The sequence below is a fragment of the Acinetobacter pullicarnis genome (assembly GCF_006352475.1).
Taxonomy (GTDB): Bacteria; Pseudomonadota; Gammaproteobacteria; order Pseudomonadales; family Moraxellaceae; genus Acinetobacter; species Acinetobacter pullicarnis.
This window is the reverse complement of the sequence record NZ_VCMZ01000001.1, coordinates 1,957,761-1,979,152: the sequence shown is the minus strand read 5'-3', so window position 1 is coordinate 1,979,152 and position 21,392 is coordinate 1,957,761. Positions and strand designations below refer to the sequence as shown.

Sequence of the window (21,392 nt, the reverse complement as noted above, 5' to 3'; positions counted from 1 at the left end):
ATGAATTTAGACCCTCGTACTGTTTTTATTCTGATGCTTATGGCAAGTATTGCACTCGCAAGCTTGCCTACGCCATTTTATTTTGCTGCATTGACCTTGGTCATTTGCATCGCGTTTTGGCAGAAAAGACCGAGTACCTACCGCTATATTATTTATGGCGTTATCACTTATAGCTTACATCTGCTGCTGATTTATTCTGAATCATCGGTTGCATTTAAATTCTTTGGCATGCTGAGTTTCTTTTTATATCGCTTTACCATTATTTTAATTTTGGTGGATCTGATGCGTTGCTACTCAACTGGGCATTTAGTTGCAGCCCTATTAAAGCTACGTATTCCAATTAAAGTAATTATCCCTCTCGCGATTGCTTTGCGGTATTTTCCTGACTTCACCGAGTCACTGTCTAATATTCGTGACAGCATGAAAATTCGTAAATTCAAGTTCGGTTGGCTGCATCCTTATAACTCCTTTCGCTATTTGGCCATTCCGCTGATCCATAAGGCTTTGAATACGGCAAGTGATATTGCTGAATCTGTTACGACCAAAGGCATTGAATATCAAGGGCAACGTAGTTGCTATCATGAAGTCGGTTTTAAAATACAAGATGGCTTGGTGCTATTGGCATTTATTGCTATTTTATTGGGTGCGTTATGCTGGAATTAAAAGATATCAATTTTTGTTATGACGGTCAGACTGATGGTTTAAAAGATATCAATCTAAAAATCAAAGCTGGCGAACTCATTGTCATTACCGGAAGTTCGGGTTGTGGTAAAACCACGCTGACCAAAATCATTAATGGGCTTATTCCCAAATATTATCAAGGTCATTTAACTGGACAAATTCTGATTCAAGGTCAGCCTATTACTCAAATGGCTGTGGGTGAATTAGGTAAATGGATTGCAAATGTTTTTCAAAATCCAAAGTCACAGTTTTTCTCTAATATCGTAGAAGATGAAATTGCTTTAATTGGTGAAAACTTTGGTTTAGAACGGCAAGAACTTAGAGCCCGTGTACGTAAAGCATGTCAGTTATTAAATATTGAACATTTGATGTCTGCTGAAGTCCATAGACTTTCTTCCGGAGAAAAGCAAAAAGTTGCGATTGCCTCAACTTTAGTGCATGACAGCCCGATTATTTTGCTGGATGAGCCGAGTGCAAACCTCGATTTAAAATCTGCATATGAACTTGGGGAAATTTTAAAACAGCTCAAACACATGGGTAAAACCATTATTATTTCAGAGCACCGTTTATTTTTCTTAAAGGATATTCTAGATCGCCTGGTTATCATGAAAAATGGAGAAATTAGCAACGTTATTTCTGCAGCAGAATTGGTCGATTTTGATTATCAGGAATATGCACTCAGACCGCTGCACTATAATCAATTACAGGCTGAAGCTGAATATCTAACTGGGCAGGCTGAGATTCAGTTATGCAAAAATCTCACGATACAACACCCGCAGCAAGTATTACTCAGCAATTTAAATCTCTCTATGTTAGAGGGAGAAATTATTGCGGTGCTTGGGAAAAATGGGATTGGTAAAAGTACCTTCGCACGGCAACTCTGTGGTCTGAGCAAGATTAAATCTGGTGAAGTCTGTACGGGAGTAACGCCCAAACAGCGTTTAGCGCAGAGTTACTATGTAATGCAAGATACCGACTCACAATTATTCTTCGAGACCATTGAACAAGAGTTGTTGGCTGGGCAACATGCAATTGAGCAATTACATTTGGCCAAGAAACTCTTGCAACAACTGGACTTGTGGCATATGCGAACCAAGCTTCCACAAATGCGTTCTGGCGGTGAAAAGCAAAGGGTTTGTATCGCAGTTGCTTGTATGCAGAATGTGCCCTATTTAATTTTAGATGAGCCAACCTCGGGACTAGACTATGCACGTATGCTCAGTGTCGCTGAAGTACTCAAGCAAAAGACCCAAAGCGCGAGTATCTTTATTATTAGCCATGATTATGAGTTTATTTTAAAGACCTGTCATCGTGCGATTTTATTACAGGATTCTGGCTCAGCATTCATTACGGTAAAAAATAATGAACAGCGTATTTTAGATTTCTTAAAGGCTTAATGTATCGCATGGTTTATACACGCTCAATATACCTATAAATATTTTCATTCGTGATTCAATCAAGTCCAATACTACATTATTGGGCTTGATTGAATTCAGGTTAAAAACTTTGGCGAGAAATTTACAATTGATTTTAGTATTTAATGTAACGCAGATCGTTGCAAAACCACGAATATCTATAGCCCTGAAAGTTATAAGAACGCACTACAATCTATTGTTCAACCAGGTACATGTTAGTTCTCAATACTGACTCTTAATCGAAATAAATAAGCCGCTTCAACATCACCAACGAAACCTAGACTTACAACGGTTGCTCTTCTTCGACAATTTCACGCTGATCGACCAGTCGATGCTCAAATAATTTAAGCAATAGCTCTGGTGACATACGTTTGTTTTTAAGCCAAATATCTTCAGGCTTGGTCCTAAACCAAATACTCTCGACCTCTCTAAAGCTGACACTACAATATAAATCTTTGGTATTACTAAAATCATAGTACTGATCAATTTTCAATTGATCTCGCTCATAAATACACTGATACGATAAATTTAAGCCCAAGTGAATAACATCACTTAAAGTCGAATATGCTGAAATATTATCGGCCAATCGACCAATATAAATATTTTTATTTTTCATGGTCACCAATACCGGTAATTTCTTCACATAAACAGTATTTAGTTTATTTAGAAAATCTTCCTTGTCCATAAAATCAAATAAAGTGTCTAAATCAATTTTGGTCGCCGTGACAATATTCTTGCGATTTAAAATTACTTGGTATTTATGATGATCCGCATTTTGGTCTTTTAAGTAATCGGTGGTAATGACTAACTCTAGCGTTTCTTTATGCCGATACCCACTATACATCGGGCAAAAAATAAACTCTGTTTGTCCGTAGAGAAAACGTTCAAATATTTTTCGGTCAGGAAACACGGTACCCACATAAATCTTTTTATCATCCATACTGAGCATGACAATTTTATTTTTAAAATCATCTTCAGAGAGAAAGGCCGAGTCATTTAACAGTTTATCGAGTGGTGTGGTTAAAGTCATGGCGTAGATTTTATTGATATTATTAACCCGATCAATACCATGCAGCAGAATATAATTTTTTAACCAGACAAATAAGATGCAAATCACCAACGCACAACAAAAGCCCATGAACCAGAGTATTTTCAAATCTGGAAGAAATGCAATATTGTCGATTAGATTTTTATCGTGGTGATATTCGATCAGTGAAAGTTTAAGTAATACAATAAAGGTGCAAACTAAACCAATAAAGAAAAAGATAAACCCTGTAATTGCACTTTTATAATATAAATGATGTGCAGGCATTTCAGTGGTTGAGTATTTGGTAACTAAGTTTCTGTTTTGATAAATATAGCCAATAACAATGACACTAAGGGCTAAAAATATTCCATTCATTCATTTTTTTCATTCGTTGGTAAGGGTTAGGCTCTGAAGTAAACGTGCTTCACGCTTACGTGCCAGTTCAAGCTGTACCAAGCGCATGGTTTCAGCCACGACTTTTTCAGGATCAGCATCTTCGCGGATGTATTTACTACTATCCGATTTGTCTAATAATTTTTTACGAATCTGACGTTCTGTTGAAAAAAATAGCATCACCTTCTCCAGTCCAACATCGACTAATCTTGCCGCATTATAGCATCAACAATAAAAAAGGGTTAAATCCTTCGCTGTTTTTATCAAATCGCTAAAGTTCTATTTAAAAACAATGTCATAAAACAATACGATTTATCACAAGTAAAGTTAAGCATAACCTATGCTCAAATACTCCCAACGCTCACACTTTTTAGCTTGGTGATACTGCAAACTAAACTGTCTTTGCCGGTGATCATCATTTTTAATTTTAAGCTCTCCAAAAAAATAAGGGCTGAATAATCAGCCCTTATTGATACTACGAGATCAATTAAGCCAATTGAGCCGCAGAGATTTTTTTGGTATCGACTTCAGCAGCTGCTTTAGTATATTCAGCCATCTTGTCAAAGTTTAAGTACTTGTAGATATCTGCAGACATGCTATCAATTTGAGCAGCATATTCTTGATATTCAGCAGGTGTTGGAAGTTTACCCAACACTGCAGCTACAGATGCAAGCTCAGCTGATGCTAAGTATACATTCGCACCTTGACCTAGACGGTTCGGGAAGTTACGTGTAGACGTTGATACACAAGTCGTATTTGGTGCAACACGTGCTTGGTTACCCATACATAGTGAACAACCAGGCATTTCTGTACGTGCGCCAGCTTTACCATAGATGTTATAGAAGCCTTCTTCCATCAACTGATGTTCATCCATACGTGTTGGTGGAGCGATCCACAAACGCGTAGTCAATGAACCACCTGGTACGTTTTCTAACAACTTACCAGTCGCACGGAAATGACCGATGTTGGTCATACATGAACCAACGAATACTTCGTCAATTTTCACGCCTTGAACGTCAGAAAGTAATTTTGCATCATCTGGATCGTTCGGGCAGCAAAGTACAGGTTCAGTGATTTCAGCAAGGTCGATTTCATAGACTTTGGTGTATTCAGCATCTGCGTCAGCTTTAAGCAAGCTTGGGTTTGCTAACCATTTTTCCATGTTTTCAACACGGCGAGCCATAGTACGTGCATCGCCATAACCTTCAGAAATCATCCATTTCAACATGGTAATGTTTGACTGTAGGTATTCAGCAACTTTCCCTTCAGAAAGTGTAATTGAACAACCCGCAGCAGAACGTTCAGCAGAAGCATCAGAAAGTTCGAATGCTTGTTCTACAGTTAGTTCAGTTTCCATTTCTGTTAAATCGATCTCGAGGATACGACCAGAGAAAATGTTTTTCTTACCTTTTTTCTCTACAGTTAAGTCACCCGCCTTGATGGCATAGTAAGGAATCGCATGAACCAAGTCACGTAGTGTGATACCAGCTTGCATTTTACCTTTGAACTTAACCAAGATAGATTCAGGCATATCGAGTGGCATAACACCAGTCGCTGCAGCAAATGCCACTAAGCCAGAACCCGCTGGGAAAGAAATACCAATTGGGAAACGTGTATGCGAGTCACCGCCAGTACCAACAGTATCTGGAAGAAGCATACGGTTTAACCAAGAGTGAATAATACCGTCACCTGGACGTAAAGACACACCACCACGGTTCATAATGAAGTCCGGTAGTGAGTGTTGCATTTGTACGTCAACTGGTTTTGGATATGCAGCAGTGTGACAGAAAGATTGCATTACGAGGTCTGCAGAGAAACCTAAGCAAGCCAAATCTTTCAATTCGTCACGTGTCATTGGACCTGTGGTATCTTGTGAACCAACAGTGGTCATACGTGGTTCACAGTAAGTACCCGGACGAACGCCTTGACCTTCTGCTAGACCACATGCGCGGCCAACCATTTTCTGTGCTTGAGTAAAGCCTTTGCTGGTGTTCTCAGGCTGAACTGGAGTACGGAATACAGTTGAAACAGGTAAACCCAACTCTTCACGTGCTTTGGTTGTTAAACCACGGCCGATGATGAGGTTAATACGACCACCCGCACGGACTTCATCAAGAAGTACTGGCGTTTTAAGGTCAGCTTCAGCAATTTGTTCGCCATCTTTAAATGCAGTAACTTTCGCAGTTGCATGATCGATTTTAAGAACAACTTCATCACCCATGTTCATGTTAGAAACGTCAATTTCTACAGGTAATGCGCCAGCATCTTCCATGGTGTTGAAGAAAATAGGGGCAATTTTAGAACCTAAGCACACACCACCATCTTTTTTGTTTGGAATGTGTGGAATGTCGTCGCCTGTGAACCAAAGTACTGAGTTCGTAGCAGATTTACGGCTTGAACCGGTACCTACAACGTCACCCACATATGCAACTTGGTTACCAATTGCTTTAAGTGCTTCGATTTGTTTTAACGGACCGACTTCACCTGGTTGTTCAGGATTGATGCCATCACGTTCGTTTTTCAACATTGCATTTGCATGTAATGGAATGTCTGGGCGGCTCCAAGCGTCTTGTGCTGGTGACAAGTCATCTGTATTGGTTTCGCCAGTCACTTTAAGCACAGTGATTTTGATTTCAGCTGGAACGTCAGGACGGCTCGTGAACCATTCAGCATCTGCCCAAGACTGTAATACAGCTTGTGCGTTAGCGTTACCCGCTTTGGCTTTTTCTGACACATCATGGAATGAATCAAATACAAGCAATGTTTTTTTCAATGCTTCAGCAGCTAAAGAAGAAAGTGCTGCATCGTCAAGCAAATCAACTAAAGGCGCAACGTTATAACCACCAAGCATCGTACCTAAAAGGTAAACAGCACGTTCTTTGGTCACAAGCGGTGAAGTCGTTTGGCCTTTTGCAACAGCAGCTAAGAAAGCAGCTTTCACATAAGCAGCTTGGTCAACCCCAGCAGGAATACGGTTTTCAAGCAAATCAACTAAGAATGCTTCTTCACCTGCAGGTGGGTTTTTTAACAGTTCAACCAAGTCAGCAGTTTGAACATCATCAAGTGGCTTAGGTGGGACTCCGAGTGCGGCACGTTCAGCAACGTGTTGGCGGTAAGCTTCTAGCACAGTGTAATTCCTCTTTTTAAAAAATTGCCTGTAAATTCCAGCTTGTCAAAAGCTTTACAGATAATATGGACGATCAAATTCTACTAAAAATCAAGGCAAAAGTTAATGCAAGTGACGTGTTTATTCGTGATGACCATTATTTTTTAAATAAATATGCGATTCAACAAATCTTGCATCTAGTTTCGTTCAACTACGCAACATTGTATGGCTTTCACCCCGAAAAATATAGCTATACCAAAGGATTAATCCCTTTGTCTAAAAAACAGCTGAAATACAATACAATAAGGCTAAAATTCATGCGTTTATCTATATTTTTTCAGTAAATGATGAATAAGTAGATACGATTTAAAAATGACCCAGACTGGAAAGTGACTAACTGAGTCATCATTTTGATTGATGATGTGCTGTGATTGCAGATTAATGCACTTTTTTATTATGCAGGTACTGCTTTAAGCTCTCGTGACAGCCTTGGAATTTCAGTTGAATTTGATCTTGATGCAAGCTTAAATGCTCTGCACTGCCAAAAGAAATTTGCACTTGGTATATTTTTGCTTGTTCATCAATTGCTTGTTCTATGAAAACGCGATCACCGAGACTCAGTACATAATGACTCCCACCGATAATCGCAGCGCCCTGTTCATCTTCTATGATTAAATCTGCATTGTGTAAATAGGCAACAACATTCATTTCCTACTCCTTAAATCCTGATTCGGCCAATCCATTATTAACTATTCAGATAAGCTTTTCTACAGAGTGATATAAGATTTAAAGATCGAAAATGTCCTTTTATTCAGCAATTCGAGTAAGGCAAGTTGGGATTATTGATCCTTCCAAAAGGTTAGTCGATTTGCAAATGGATCAACGATTGAAAGCTCAAGGGTATGCCATGCTGTTTTCTCAGTTGAAGTCGAGAAAATCAATATAAAATTCTTTGGCTTTGCTCAAATCAAAAATTCGAAGTACAGGCGTAACCCGCTGCGGTTGTTGCATTTCAAGTTACTCCTGCTGAATTAAATTATTTTATACAATCTAAAAGTCTGTGGCTTAAAATGCTTTGTAATCTGGCATTTTATTTGGATCATAAGGTGTTTTTAAGCATAGATCCGTGGCTTCTTGTTTGAACTTGGCCTGTAACGCATCTTTATCGACTTTAAGTTGATCTGCAGGGAAACTATAAACTTTTTCAATTTGTCCCATTAGAAAGGTATTGGTGGTCACATCAGTGACTTTCTCAGCATAGGCAGTCGCTTCTTCTCGCGTAATCCCATTTTGACGATCCAAAGTAATGGTACGAGCAGCATTGCCAATACTGGTACAGTAGCCATGCCACAGTTCTTCAGGCGTCGCGACTTTCTTTTCTGTACATGCACTCAAGCTCAATAATAAACCAGCGCCCAATATTACAACCCATTTGTTCATAACCTACTTACCCATATCTGCATTTCTCTGCGCACTATCATACTGAATACGGCATATTTTTACAGCCTTCAGTGAAACAAAAAAGCGTGATAATGGCAACGAGTGCCCAAAAGAGCAGATTAGAGCAAGCCTAAAATAAAAAAATAGCCCAATCTGCATTGGGCTATTGGGGTCGTTTTTATCCTAGAAGCGCCAGTGATAGAAGACATCGATGGCTTTTTCCACCGACTCACTCGCCTCAAGATATAAGCGCTTATTCATCTGATAACGTAAAGTCAGTTTATTGACTGGGGTAAATACGCCGACACCATAACGAATATATAAGTCTGGTGTAATATAACCCGTTACACTCACTTGAGTATCATCACCGGTCCCTTGTGCATCGAGTGCCAAACCACTTAAACCAAAAGTACGGCCAATTTGATTGGTAAAGGCACGCGTCCCCCCTAGACCCAAACTAATCCCCGCAGCAGCGATGGTATTATTTACATCAGATTTAAAGCCTTCTGTATTGCTCAGACCACTGCCACCTTCATTGATTCGCCCAGTAATTAAGGCATTCAAGGCTTCTTGCTGAGATAAACCAGCATCATTATAAATTTGAATGCTTGGGCTGGTCGCTGTACCTGTTACACGCACCCCTATCAGGCTGCCTGAAACGTTTTTACGGGTTTCAACATCTAGGGTTGGGTTGGAGAGCGGGCCATTAAAACGTGCAATTGCACGGGTCAAATCCAAGTTTTGCCCATAGGCTTCAATGGTTACTTTTTGACTGACCCCAATTGCACCGTTGGCACGCATTGCAGTTTCTAAACCCCGTTGGGTCAAATCTAGACGCCCAATCAACGGAATACGACTATTAAAGCCTTGGAAAATCACTTGATTGCCCAAGCTAACTGAAATATTTGCACGAATATCCCACGGTTTAGCTGCACGTAGAATTGCCAACTGATCATCACCTTGACGTACAACACGTACATCTGGAGACAAGTTGACCACATCTGGGCTCGACTCTGGCATTGAAATCAAGGCCCGAGGAATTTCCACCTTACCATTCACTGTAACGCGACGACTCAATGGCAATACATCCACTTCCATGTCAGTGTTGACCACGGCAGTGACCAATGGCGCTTGGCGAACTGTTAAGTTATTGCCTTTTAAACGCAATTGAATGCGCGGATCATTTTTCCAATCAATCTCACCCGTCAGATGACCGACTCCAACACCACTGTTAAATGCCCCGTTAATGCTGGCATGATTTTGGCGAATAGAGGAATAAAGCTGCATGTTGTTTAGATCGATAGGCAATGAAGCCATGCTAAATACGCCATTTTTTAAGCGCATTTCGCCATCAAATAACGGATCTGTTAAGGTGCCCCCAATTTTTCCTGCCAGCGATAAACTGCCGTCCATTTTACGAACGTCGGCAATAAAAGGTTTAAAGATTTTAAGTTGCACTTCATTGAAGGCCACTTCACCTCTCATATTTTTACTGGCTGAATATGGATCAACCAGTACATTGGCATAACCTGTTCCGATATTCGGTGCCTTAAGATCAACCCTTAATAACAGTTTGTCATTGATGCTTTTGGCAATAACACTGGCTTCGTCATAACTTAAAGTTGACGCAACATCATCTGGATCTGCAGCAGACAAGCCTAGCTCACCATTGCGTGTCACTAAACGTGCATCAATTTTCGGTTTAGCCCCTTGTGCCCACGATGCTTTGGCATAACCATTGACCTTACCAGTAAGGGCCAGACCTTCTGGCATAAAGGCTGCGAAGTCTTTTAAGTCGATATTTTTCGTTAGGAAGGAAACATTGCCACGTGCTGGACTAACCTGTATCGGCTGATCAAAGCAAAGTTGACTCTGATCACTGGCCCAACAATGCTGTCCCACATAAAGCGATGACTTGGCTGCGGTATAGATGATTGGTGCATTGGCATTTTGTTTTAAATGAACACGAACCGAGTCGAACTCACCTTTTTGAACTTGACCTAACCAGTCGTTATTTGCATTGAGACCACCAGCAAACTGTACATAAAACTTGGAATAATAGTTCCAACCTTGCAGCTGCAAAATATGATCTTTACGCGTTCCGGTTAACGTAATCGCACCATGTTGAATTTCACGATCACCCGATCTTAGGGTATCCATTTGCGCCTTAATTGTGGTTGCAACACGCTCTGAAGTCGGCAACTCACCAATCAAGCTGATTTTTTTAACACTCAGACCATTAAAGGCAAAGTTATCGACCACCAAATTGGCTGTTGCACTTAATCGCGGCTTGGCTTGTAAATTTAAATACCCATAAGCACGACCACGTAAGCCTGAATACAATTCATATAACGCCGGCGCATCCACTTTTAAACGAAGATTCTGTGCATTACCAGTCGCTTGAAGTTGATTGCGCGCATACGACAGGAATAAATTATTGGCTTCAAATTGTTCTGGCATCAACCCGTCTTGAGTTGAATTGAGCAGCACCGCCAAATTACCTTGACCACGTAATACTTTGTCGTTGATCACACCCGCTAAATTTAGCTTTTCTATACTGATACGTTTTAGCTTATCCGACCACTTCCCTTGAGACTTCACATTACCTGATACTTGCCCACGTAATGAAGAAACAAAATAGTGCGGTTTAAAACGGATCAAAGAGGCATTTACATCCCAAGCAACCCCATCTTCCAAGTTGAGTAAGCCATTGGCAAATATGCCGCCTGCAATACCTTCATGTTCAAACTGACCAATTTTAATCAGTGAGGGTGTGCCTGATACTTTGATTTTAAGACGACCACTGCCTTGCTGTAATTGCGAAGCATTTAAAGCACCATCATATTGCACGGCGAAGCTGCGGAAAGCCCCCCCAGCTTTTTCGTCAGCAAATAGTAAGGCTGCCGTACTTTTACCCGTTAATTTAACCGTTTCTGTTTTACCTGCATTGAGCATTTGCCCAGTTAAATCAACCGAATCCAATTTGATAATCTGTTGATTTGGCTTGGCATAACCATTGGCCTTTACCGTACCATTGAGTAAGTTAAAAGGTGCTTCGGCAGCAACTTGCTGTGGATTGAAATTGTTGGCATTCAGTAATGCAGTCCATTTAAGCAAGCGTTTTTCAGTCGGCAACTCGACAAATGCACGGCCACTGAGACTGCCTTTACCTTCTGCCAAGCTAAATGATGGAACATTTAAATTATTGTCTTTAATATTGAGTTTTGCTTTATAGGCACCCGCTGGCAGACTGCCTTGTGGATGTTTGGCAATCTGTGTTGCCAATTCAATATCTTGTTTATCTCCATCCAGTACGATGTTGACTTTACCCGTCTGACTATTCAACCAGCCGATATAAGGCATCGCACGATCAATTTTATTCCATTGCACATCGAGGTGCATCGGCTCAGCATGATCTGGTTTTTTGGCTTCAGCTTGCTTGAGTTCAAGATTCCATGTTTCATAACGATCAAAAGCAACTTTGGCATTGAGCTTTAAGCCATCTTTAAGTTCACCTTTAGAACCAATTTCTGCATCCAAGCTTGGTGGTAAGAAGTCACGCACCACTTGGGGAATGATTTCATTTTTGGGATTCAGCCGATCAAGACGACCATTCATATCCCAAGTCACATGATCTTTCCAACTCACCAAACCGTTTAAATTGGCACTACCATCCATCAACTGAGCATTAAACTGTTGAATATTTAATTGATTAACCAAGTCAGTGACCATCGTCGCAGAATACTGACCTTCTGGAATATCTTTACCACTGATATCCGTGTCTAAATCGAGTGTCAATGACTGAGTATCACCTGAGAATTTGATAATCCCTTGCTTTGAAAGTAATTCCTGATCTTGTAGCAGTGGCCAATGATAGTCTTTTAGATTTGCCGCCCCAACCATCGGCACATTTGGACGTACAGGATGTAATACCGCCCATGCCGTGAGCATATCGGGGGTTTCAGTCGCAACACCCACACGCAGCGTGTCTAGCGAATTACGGGCATGAATATGAATATCCTTCATATTCAAACTATGTAGTGCTGGAATATCGATCACTGCCTTGGCATCAATCGGATATTTACCTTCAAAGGTCATACTGCCAGAGGCACTTTTAAGCGCCAAATAGCCCATATCCATTTTGGCATCAGCAAACGTCAACTTCGTCCCAGACCACAGGCCATCTTCTAAATAGACCTGTTTAAAATCAATCGCGGTTTCGCCATTTTTAATCACTAATTTATCGAGATTGACCGTGTCTAAGCGCAGCACAAAAGGCAATTTAATCGGACTAAACTTAAAAGGCTCATTGCTTGGTGGCGCACTGTTAATCACTTGTAGATTTGAAATGTTGGCACGGCGTAAATGGATTTCTCGACTGACAATTGCACGCCAGCCCAAAGAGACATCCGCGCGATCCACTTTAATTTCTAAGTCAGTTAAACCTATACGAATATTTTTAAGGATAATACCCTGAACGATATTACCGCTTTCATATTGGTATTGGATCAGGCTCTGCGTGGATAACACCCGATCAAGCAAAAACTTACTGCCTTTATCCGTGGAGACCATCACCACAATGGAGGCCAACAAACACACGAAAATAAAGACAAAACTATAGATTACACCGCGCAAAATCGAACGTTTTTTCGGAGTCTGTTGAGGTGCCTGTGGTTCTTGCTGTTCGACTTCAACCATCGTCATTCCAATATTCTCATGCATTGTTATCGGTTAATGTTCTAATGCAAGGCTTGCGTCATCTGATCTAAGCCAGTCTGGTTGACGCAACACCCTGATCATTCACCGCTGAAAAATCAATTTATTTAATCACTTTAAAGTTGTGAGCCAATAAAGAAGTGTAAACGAATTGGGCTGCCTTCTTGCGAGATCCCTGAAGCCACATCAATTCGAATTGGGCCGATTGGCGAGCGCCAACGTAAACCGACCCCGACACTATATTCAGTTTCGTTGCTAAAGGTTTTGTCATAAGCATTACCGAAATCTGAAAAAACGGCAGCGCGCCAGCCTTCTTTAAACTGATAGTTAAATTCGGCTGTACCCACGGCCAAGGCTTGACCACCGACTTTATAACCATATTCCATTGGCGATAAACTTTTATAATCGAAGCCACGCATACTTTGGTCACCACCCGCAAAGTAACGCAAGTTATAGGGAACACTGGTAAAATCTTCCGCAAAGATATAGCCTAAATTAGCACCACCGAGCACTTGGTAATTATCATTTTCACCAAATGAATATAATCCTTTCCAGTTGGTATTAATAATGGCCATATTGGTGTCAGTAAGTAAAGAACGACTGCCCAACTCAAGTTTATAAGATTGTTTAAAGCCACGGGTTGGATTAATTCGTTGGTCAGCTAAGGTTTTAGAAACTTCATAGCCCATCAACAATGATTCTTGTTCGGGCCGCGCACCAGGAATAACAAAAGCATCGGGGATTTCACTATTATCAATAACGCCTTGTTGGGTCACACGATCGAGACGATAACGCACCCCAAATATATGCTGCCAATCCATTCGAGCGCCTTTAATAATACGGTCAGCACCCAATACTGCAGATTCAATCACTAAACTCATATCTGGACCGACATTATCGCGATCCTCACGTTCATAACCACCAACCAAACTAATATAATCATTCAATGGATGGGTATAAGGAATATTATAACGACCATCGATTGCTTGACGTATTTGAGAAACCTCTAAGTTGGCATCAAAAGAATGTCCATAACGATTGACGATGGCACGACGATACTGGCTACGTAAGCGTACACCAGTATCGGTTCCATATCCCAAACCTGTTTCTAAACTATTCAACTGATCGGCATTTAAGGTCACAATCACAGGAATACGCTTTTCTTCACGTGCCAATATTTTTAAACGCTCAGCTTCTGTTTCTTTTTCTGTGTGCTGGGTATCTTCAACACGCATAGAACGTGCCGCTTCTGGAGAAACCTCAGTCCCCGCAAATTGTTTTTCATCCACGATGGTCTGTGTTACTTCTTTTGCTGATACTGCTGTTACTTTATTGGTTGCTTGCCCCGCCAATTCAGACTCAGTGATTTTTTGTTGATCAACCAAGGCTTGGATATCTGGTGGAAGTTCTAAAGGCACAACCATCGGGTCGGGTTTAATTGCATCGACCAATGTGTAATTAAAATAACGCGAGTTGGTTAAATTACTGGCCAAGCCATTCACACGCCAAGCGGTATAATCGGCACCTTCTTCCCAAGGCGCCAAGGTTTTTAAAATATCTAAATTAATTGGGAATGGTTTAGAGGGATCGCTCATTCTAAACTCAACTTCACCTAATTTATAACGTGAACCGGTTTCATAACGTAGATTGATGTCTGCGGTATTTTCAGGTTGATTCACTCTGACATCATGCAAAAGCCAGTAGCCATCAAAAAATCCGTTATTACTTGCCGCTTCTAAAATTCGGCTTTTGGTTTTTTCATAATAGCCATGATTAAAGGTATCACCGACATATAGGTCTGGTAATACACCAATCACACGAAATTGCGGTAAATTTGCGCCTGCGCCAAAAAATGCAATTTCTTCTTCTTCAACTTTAACGGGATTCCCAGGAGTCACTTTAATTTTAACTTTGCTTTCAGTTACTTTTTCAAATTTAAAGGCTGCATTATAATAACCAACGGCTTGCGCAGCTTGATTTGAGAGTGCCCGTAATTGTGGAACAGCAGAACTATATTCGGTAAAAGACTCCACAGTAAATGCAGAAAGTTTGGCCTTAATATTCTCCGCCAAAATGGGTGGTGCACCCTCGACACTCACTGTAATTTTGGCAGCAACCACAATATTGTCTTTGGATGGGCGTACTTTATTGACGATACGTTGCAAGAAATTTAATTTTTTTACAGGTTCTTCAGACTCATCTTGCACGAGGTTGTTCAAGGTTCTGCCTGCGCTGTTCGCCTCAACCACAATTTTGCTGTCAGCTTGAATTGAATTCATCAACTGATCAATGTCGACAGGTGCACGCGTCATCTCTGTGATTTCTTGTACAGTACTGTCTTTAACCACTTGTTCTGGAATACGCGTTGATTCTTTACGCGCCAACTCAGCCTCTTTTTTAGCTTCATCAGCCGCCGCATAAATTTCATTGGCCATGCTTTGATCAACAGGACTGATTGCCAAATCTTCCAAATCTTCAAATTCAATCGGTTTAAACTGAATCTTTGGATTGGGTGGAGACTGCTCCTGCAAGAGCTGCATACTGTCTGTGTCGTTCGAAACCTTTGCTGGATCTGAAGGGGCAACCACTGGGTCAATCACGGGTAATTCAATGGCAACGGGTGTACTCAATGATTGACTTGGCTGTGTCGCCACTTCAGCTGTTGTTTGAGCAAAACTAATCGGTGCAACAAAGGCACTCAAAAAAATCCCGAAAACCAAATATTTATTGATATCATTTGTATGGAATATACACTGCATGTCATAAGCCAGTGTCGACTTCCTAAATTTATTTTTTACTAGCATACCAAGCTCTGATCTAAATTTGGATGAAAACGCAGCAACGAAGCGAAGTTAACGCACAAACATACATTTAAATTTATGAAATTACATGATTTACATCACGAAAAATATCATACATGAATTTAGCGATATAATTACCAGCCAGACACATTTCTTTATATATTTTAATGAAGCCATAAAATGCCTAAAAACGAACAGATCTTAACCAGTCGCCGCTTCCTGCCCATGTTCTTGACTCAGTTCTTTGGCGCACTCAACGACAATGTGTTTAAACAGTCTTTATTGTTGGTGATCACCTACGGGTGGCTGCACCATCAAGCAGGTGAAATCAGCACCCTAAATAATATGGTCGCCTTACTGTTTATTCTGCCTTATTTTATTTTTTCAGCCACGGCTGGACAAATTGCAGATAAATATGAACGTTCAGGATTGGTCCGCAAAATTAAGATACTGGAAATCATCATTATGGTGATTGCAACCATAGGCTTCTTCATTGGCAATTTATGGTTACTGCTGTTCGCTTTATTTTTAATGGGCACCCACAGTACCTTTTTTGGCCCCATTAAATACGCGATTTTGCCTGATATTTTAAAACCTGAAGAATTGGTTTCTGGTAATGCGTTATTTCAATCTGGCACCTCGATGGCCATTATTATTGGGATGATTTTAGGTGGCCTCGTCATCTCATATGCCGCTGGCGATCTGACTTGGATCAGCCTAACGGTATTAATCATTGCTGGATTGGGTTATCTCTGTAGCCGATTTATTTTAAAACAGCCCGTTCCCACACACAAAATAGAGATCGACTGGAATTTTTTTAGAACCAGTTTTCAAACCTTAAAATATGCAAAAAGCCTCCCAGTGGTGTATTGGGTCTTACTCGGCAACTCATGGTATTGGTTTTATGGCGCAACCTATTTAACCCAAATTCCACTGCTGACCAAAGACAATCTACATGCTTCTGAAAATGTGGTCAGTCTATTACTCACCTTCTTTTCTGTCGGGATTGCAGTCGGTTCTTTGCTGTGTAGAAAAATTGGTGGCAGTCAAGTTAGTCTAAAAATGGTGCCTTATGGCGCAATTGGGCTCACCCTATTTGCCCTCTATTTAGCAGGTAGTTTGGCCTTCCTCCCTGAACGCAGCGGTGAACTGATCGGGATTTATGAAATGTTTAATTCGGGCCCAGCGTATTATCATGTGATGCTGTCGATGGCATTACTGGGCATTAGTGGTGGTTTTTATATTGTGCCGCTCTATACCATGATGCAAGCCTATGCACCGCCATCTCACCGTGCTCGCGTTGTCGCTGCCAATAATATCTATAATGCGATCTTTATGGTTGCATCTTCAATATTCTCAATTATTATCTTAAGTCTTTTTAAAATTGACCTTAAAATATTATTTTGTATCACCGCGGTGCTCAGCGCCGTATTCAGTGTTGTATTATTACGTCAATTATCGTTTAAGTTGGCCACCACGGATCAAATCGTAGAGGAATAAGCATGCGCAATTATACTGGTTTAGATAAGCTGATTAACTCCTTTGACCAAGCCCTAAGAAGTTTAGTTCCTGGTGCAACCTCAGCACATCGCCTCAATCCTGGTGATCAGGTTGAAAGCCAACTCGGTGTGAGTGAAGCACGGCATGTTGCAGGTCTCATGCGGGTCAATCATAGTGGCGAAGTTTGCGCTCAAGCGCTCTATCACGGTCAGGCATTAACCGCAAAACTCCCCAATGTGCGTAAAGAAATGCAGCATGCAGCCATTGAAGAACAAGACCATTTGGCTTGGTGCGAACAGCGTTTAGATGAACTCGACAGTCATACCAGTTTGCTGAATCCCGTTTGGTACGGTCTATCATTCAGTATGGGTGCGCTGGCTGGCATCGCTGGTGACAAATACAGTCTAGGCTTTGTGGCTGAAACTGAGCGTCAAGTCAGCTTGCATTTATTGGATCATCTCAGCCAACTACCACCACAAGATCAACGTTCACGTGAAATCTTAGAGCAAATGAATACCGATGAATTACAGCATCGTGATACCGCATTAAAAGCAGGTGGTGTTGATCTTCCAGCCCCCGTGCGTATTACCATGACGGCGATTTCTAAATTAATGACCAAGACCAGTTATTTTATTTAAGCGCGTCAATATAATACGCCCTCAATGCCCCAAGCCCCTCATTCCACTTGCGAAATATATTCCTCATCCTAATGCCCCTCATCCCAACCTTCTCCCAAAGGGAGAAGGAGCTTTATATTGAAGAGCGTTTTAGATACTAAAATTCCCTCTCCTTTTAGGAGAGGGCCAGGGAGAGGTCTTATTCTCTCCTTTTAGGAGAGGGTTAGGGAGAGGTCTTACTCTTCCCCAAAAACCGCAATCCTACTCCCGGTTCAGTCACAATATAGGTTGGATTAATCGCATCATCGCCCAGTTTCTGCCTTAGCTTTGCCACCAATATGCGCAAATAATGGGTGTCTTCTTGATGGGTTGGCCCCCACAACTCTTTTAAAATTTGTGGTTGGGTGACCAGCTGGCCACTAAAATGTGCCAGCATCGACAGCAGCTGATATTCTTTACGGGTCAAACTAATTAAACCCGCTGATAAAAATACTTGTCGCTGTGCAAAATCAATTTTTAAATGGCCATCATCAAAAACAGCTGACTCCGTCGTGGTTGGTACTTGACGTAACATCACCCGAATTCTGGCCATAAGCTCTTGTACACTAAAGGGTTTGGTCACATAATCATTTGCACCTGCATCCAACAAGGCCACTTTTTCGTCTTCATCTGCACGGACCGATAAAATAATCACCGGTACACTCGACCAACTACGTAATTCTTTAAGCACCTCTTGACCATCTAAATCGGGTAAACCCAAATCTAAAATGACCAAATCGGCACCGTTGAGCGCCAACAATTCCAAGCCCTTGCCCCCTGTTTCAGCCAGCAGGGTCTTATAGCCTTGGGCGCGTAAAGCAATATCTAAAAATTTACGGACTTGATTTTCATCATCAATAACTAAAATACGAATTGAAGCACTCGCGTTGTTGCTCATAGTTTAAAATTCTGCGTTTAGTTTGCTGTGGATTATGCGCTAATTTGTTGAATTGGCAAAACCATTCGCACGCATGTTCCGCGTTGCTTTGGCCCTGCAGATGCCGAAATCTGCCCCATATGCGCCCCAATGATCGCTTTGACAATGGTTAAGCCTAAGCCAGTGCCATATTGCCCGCGATCACCACGTTGCATGGTGTAGAACATATCAAAAATTTGACTACGCTCCTCCTCTGGAATGCCCATGCCCTGATCGCTAATCGCAATTTCAAGATGGGTATCATCGATTTGTAATACATCAATGGTGACAGGTAAGTCTTCAGGCGAGAACTTGGTCGCATTTTCCAAGACATTAAAAATCGCTTGTTCAATCAATGCCGCATGCACATAGAGATTTAAACTTTCCTCAGGCATATGTAATACAAATTGTGCTTGTGGAATATATCTTTTTAAACGACGCATGGCAGAACCCACCAATTCATCCACGCCAATCCAATCACGTTTTAAGCTGAGTCCCTCATGGCCTAAACGCGTCATATCCAATAAATTTTGGATATATCGATCAAGACGCTCCCCCTCAAGATGAATCGCTTCCAACAGACTATTTTGATCTTGTTCATTCATCCCATGTCGATAATGGGTCAAAGTTTCAGCAGCGCCAATCATCGCGGCAAGCGGTGAACGTAGATCATGAGAAACCGAGGACAATAATGCTGAGCGTAATTTTTCTGTTTCGGTCGTGACATTGGCATTTTCCAACTCTTTGCTCAGTTGTGTTCGCAATAAGGCCTGAGCAATATATTCAATCATGCTTTCTGCCAATTGCTTTTGCTCGGCATTCAATTGACTGTCTTCGCTAAATTTAAGCCCCAACACACCGATACACTGCTTTGAGCCCAGTAACGGAATAAACCACCATGCCGACTCGGTTAAGGTTTGGGTAAACCGCCCCGAAGCTTGTTGATGTTTAATACTCCAATCTGCAGAAATTTTTTCTTTTTCTGTAATGGTCAGGCTATTTTCAGGTTGCTGAGTCTGATCTTTTAATTTGATCCAAACTTCGGCATCAAGGTTCTTTTCTAGACTGTTACGACCAATATCCAGTACATCATTTAAACTGACCGCCACCGAAAGCTTTTGCCCCAAGTCTTGCATAATGCTGTTATAACGATTGGCCGCTTTAAGTGCCACAACTTGCTCACGTAAACGCGATGCCAAACGACTGGCAATTAAGGCGGCAGCTAAAAAGGCAACAACCGTCACCACGCCCTGATGCGCTGAAATTTGCAAGGTATAGCGTGGTGCAATAAAGACAAAATTATAGGCCAAGAAAAAAATCAATGCCGAACAGACCGCTGCAATCATTCTGGTGCGTGATGCCACAAAAACCACAGCAGTAATAAAGATCACAGATAACTCTTCAACCCCTAAAAAGTGTTCCCCCAACTTTGCTAAAAAAATACTCATAAATGTGGTCACTAAGACCAAGGTACTTTCTTGAAGACTGAGTAAATAGTTTTTTACAGATCGGCTCGGCTGAGCACGTTGCACCTGCTGTAATGGCACCACACTGACTTCAAAACTCGGTTCAGTCTGTAGGATTCTCTGCATCAATGACGGTCGCCAAGCACGAAGCACAACAGCGCGTGGAGGTTCTTGTGCCATGACCAAGGTTGAGGTGCCACGTTCGATCGCAAAATCAATTAACACCTTGGCTTGAGCAGCTCCATAAAGAATCTCTGTCATGCCCCCCAACTGCCGTGCTAGATTAAAAGCCCGCTCAATCTCATTATTGCGACTGCTGTCTTGTCCATGTTGTGGGCTGTTTAAACTAAAACTCGATTGATGACTATGTGAAAATGCCACCACCAACCATTTGGCCGCACGTTTTTCTGCAATACGACAGCCAGTACGCACCAAGGCTTCTGCGGTTCCCATGTCATCAATCAAGACCAAAACATGATGGTTGAGTGGAATAGGCGTCTGACCTTGCAGCACAAAGTTTTCACGGACATCAATTTCGACATGATCGGCCACGGTTTGCATGGCCAGCTCACGTAATGCACTTAAGTTGGAGTTGTTAAAAAAGCCATGTAAGGCATGTTGAATCTGTTCAGGCACATAGACTTTGCCCTGATTGAGTCGCTCTAAGAGCTCATTTACAGGTAAATCAATCAAGCGAATATCACGAATCCGTTCCAACACCCGATCAGGCACCGTCTCTTTTACTCGTATCCCTGTGATTTGCAGCACCACATCATTCAGACTTTCAAGATGTTGGATATTCATGGTGGTAAAGACATCAATACCCGCATCAAGCAGTTCATTGACATCCTGCCAGCGTTTTTCATGGCGACTGCCTGGAACATTTTGATGGGCAAATTCGTCAACCAAGACGATCTTCGGACGTTGCTGCAGTACCGCATCCAAGTCCATTTCTTCAAGTTCATGATTTTGATATTTTATTTTTTTACGAGGAATAATGGGGAGATTTTCAAGTAATTTTTCAGTTTCTTCACGGCCATGGGTCTCAATATAACCGATGACCACATCTTGATTTTGCTGTAATAAATCACGCGCGCGCACCAACATCGCATAGGTTTTCCCCACACCGGGCGCTGCACCTAAGAAAATGGTCAACCGCCCAGATTGGTAACGATTGACCTGCTGTAATAAGGTATCTACTTTACTCTTACGATCATCTGTCATTTTGTATTTTAATCTCGATAACAGCAGCTCTCCCTGAACCTCTCCCTGAAC

13 protein-coding genes and 1 pseudogene are annotated in these 21,392 nt (G+C 41.5%); 4 read left to right on the top strand and 10 right to left on the bottom strand.

The window, feature by feature from the left end; all coding sequences use genetic code 11:
• On the top strand, window positions 1–663 hold the full coding sequence (locus tag FD716_RS08685; RefSeq protein ID WP_139851943.1) for an energy-coupling factor transporter transmembrane component T family protein: 663 nt from the start codon (window positions 1–3) through the stop codon (window positions 661–663).
• Complete coding sequence (locus FD716_RS08680) at window positions 651–2,078, top strand: ABC transporter ATP-binding protein (RefSeq protein ID WP_139851942.1); 1,428 nt, start codon at window positions 651–653, stop codon at window positions 2,076–2,078. Before FD716_RS08685 ends, FD716_RS08680 begins: the two co-directional genes overlap by 13 nt.
• Window positions 2,079–2,379: 301 nt before the next feature.
• Here FD716_RS08680 and FD716_RS08675 read toward each other — a convergent pair whose 3' ends face one another.
• From FD716_RS08675 to FD716_RS08645, 8 genes and pseudogenes are all read right to left on the bottom strand, one after another.
• A complete protein-coding gene (locus FD716_RS08675) occupies window positions 2,380–3,498 on the bottom strand; it encodes a hypothetical protein (RefSeq protein WP_139851941.1) in 1,119 nt (372 codons plus the stop codon).
• A gap of 9 nt (window positions 3,499–3,507) precedes the next feature.
• Window positions 3,508–3,696, bottom strand: coding sequence for a hypothetical protein (locus FD716_RS08670; RefSeq protein WP_139851939.1), 189 nt, complete (start codon window positions 3,694–3,696; stop codon window positions 3,508–3,510).
• A 307-nt stretch (window positions 3,697–4,003) separates the two neighbouring features.
• Complete coding sequence (locus FD716_RS08665; RefSeq protein ID WP_139851938.1) at window positions 4,004–6,643, bottom strand: bifunctional aconitate hydratase 2/2-methylisocitrate dehydratase; 2,640 nt, start codon at window positions 6,641–6,643, stop codon at window positions 4,004–4,006.
• A gap of 417 nt (window positions 6,644–7,060) precedes the next feature.
• Window positions 7,061–7,330 (bottom strand): hypothetical protein, encoded by a 270-nt coding sequence (locus FD716_RS08660; RefSeq protein WP_139851937.1) that lies wholly within the window; start codon window positions 7,328–7,330, stop codon window positions 7,061–7,063.
• A 131-nt stretch (window positions 7,331–7,461) separates the two neighbouring features.
• Window positions 7,462–7,633: pseudogene (locus FD716_RS19415) on the bottom strand (glyoxalase superfamily protein).
• A 54-nt stretch (window positions 7,634–7,687) separates the two neighbouring features.
• Complete coding sequence (locus tag FD716_RS08655; RefSeq protein WP_139851936.1) at window positions 7,688–8,062, bottom strand: hypothetical protein; 375 nt, start codon at window positions 8,060–8,062, stop codon at window positions 7,688–7,690.
• Window positions 8,063–8,245: 183 nt separating this feature from the next.
• Window positions 8,246–12,760: a translocation/assembly module TamB domain-containing protein gene (locus FD716_RS08650; RefSeq protein ID WP_139851935.1), complete on the bottom strand. Its 4,515-nt coding sequence runs from the start codon at window positions 12,758–12,760 to the stop codon at window positions 8,246–8,248.
• 134 nt (window positions 12,761–12,894) lie between these two features.
• A complete protein-coding gene (locus tag FD716_RS08645; protein WP_139851933.1) occupies window positions 12,895–15,582 on the bottom strand; it encodes an autotransporter assembly complex protein TamA in 2,688 nt (895 codons plus the stop codon).
• 177 nt (window positions 15,583–15,759) lie between these two features.
• Between FD716_RS08645 and FD716_RS08640 the strand changes: the two genes are divergently transcribed.
• Both FD716_RS08640 and coq7 read left to right on the top strand, forming a co-directional pair.
• Entirely contained in the window at window positions 15,760–17,079 is a 1,320-nt protein-coding gene (locus FD716_RS08640) for an MFS transporter (protein WP_139851932.1), read from the top strand.
• Between the two features lie 2 nt (window positions 17,080–17,081).
• Window positions 17,082–17,717 carry a 2-polyprenyl-3-methyl-6-methoxy-1,4-benzoquinone monooxygenase gene (coq7, locus tag FD716_RS08635; protein WP_139851931.1) on the top strand — a complete coding sequence of 212 codons (636 nt, stop codon included), beginning with the start codon at window positions 17,082–17,084 and terminating at the stop codon, window positions 17,715–17,717.
• Window positions 17,718–17,919: 202 nt separating this feature from the next.
• Here coq7 and FD716_RS08630 read toward each other — a convergent pair whose 3' ends face one another.
• Both FD716_RS08630 and FD716_RS08625 read right to left on the bottom strand, forming a co-directional pair.
• Window positions 17,920–18,633: a response regulator gene (locus tag FD716_RS08630; protein WP_139851930.1), complete on the bottom strand. Its 714-nt coding sequence runs from the start codon at window positions 18,631–18,633 to the stop codon at window positions 17,920–17,922.
• A 32-nt stretch (window positions 18,634–18,665) separates the two neighbouring features.
• Entirely contained in the window at window positions 18,666–21,341 is a 2,676-nt protein-coding gene (locus FD716_RS08625; protein WP_139851929.1) for a sensor histidine kinase, read from the bottom strand.
• Between the last annotated feature and the right edge of the window lie 51 nt (window positions 21,342–21,392).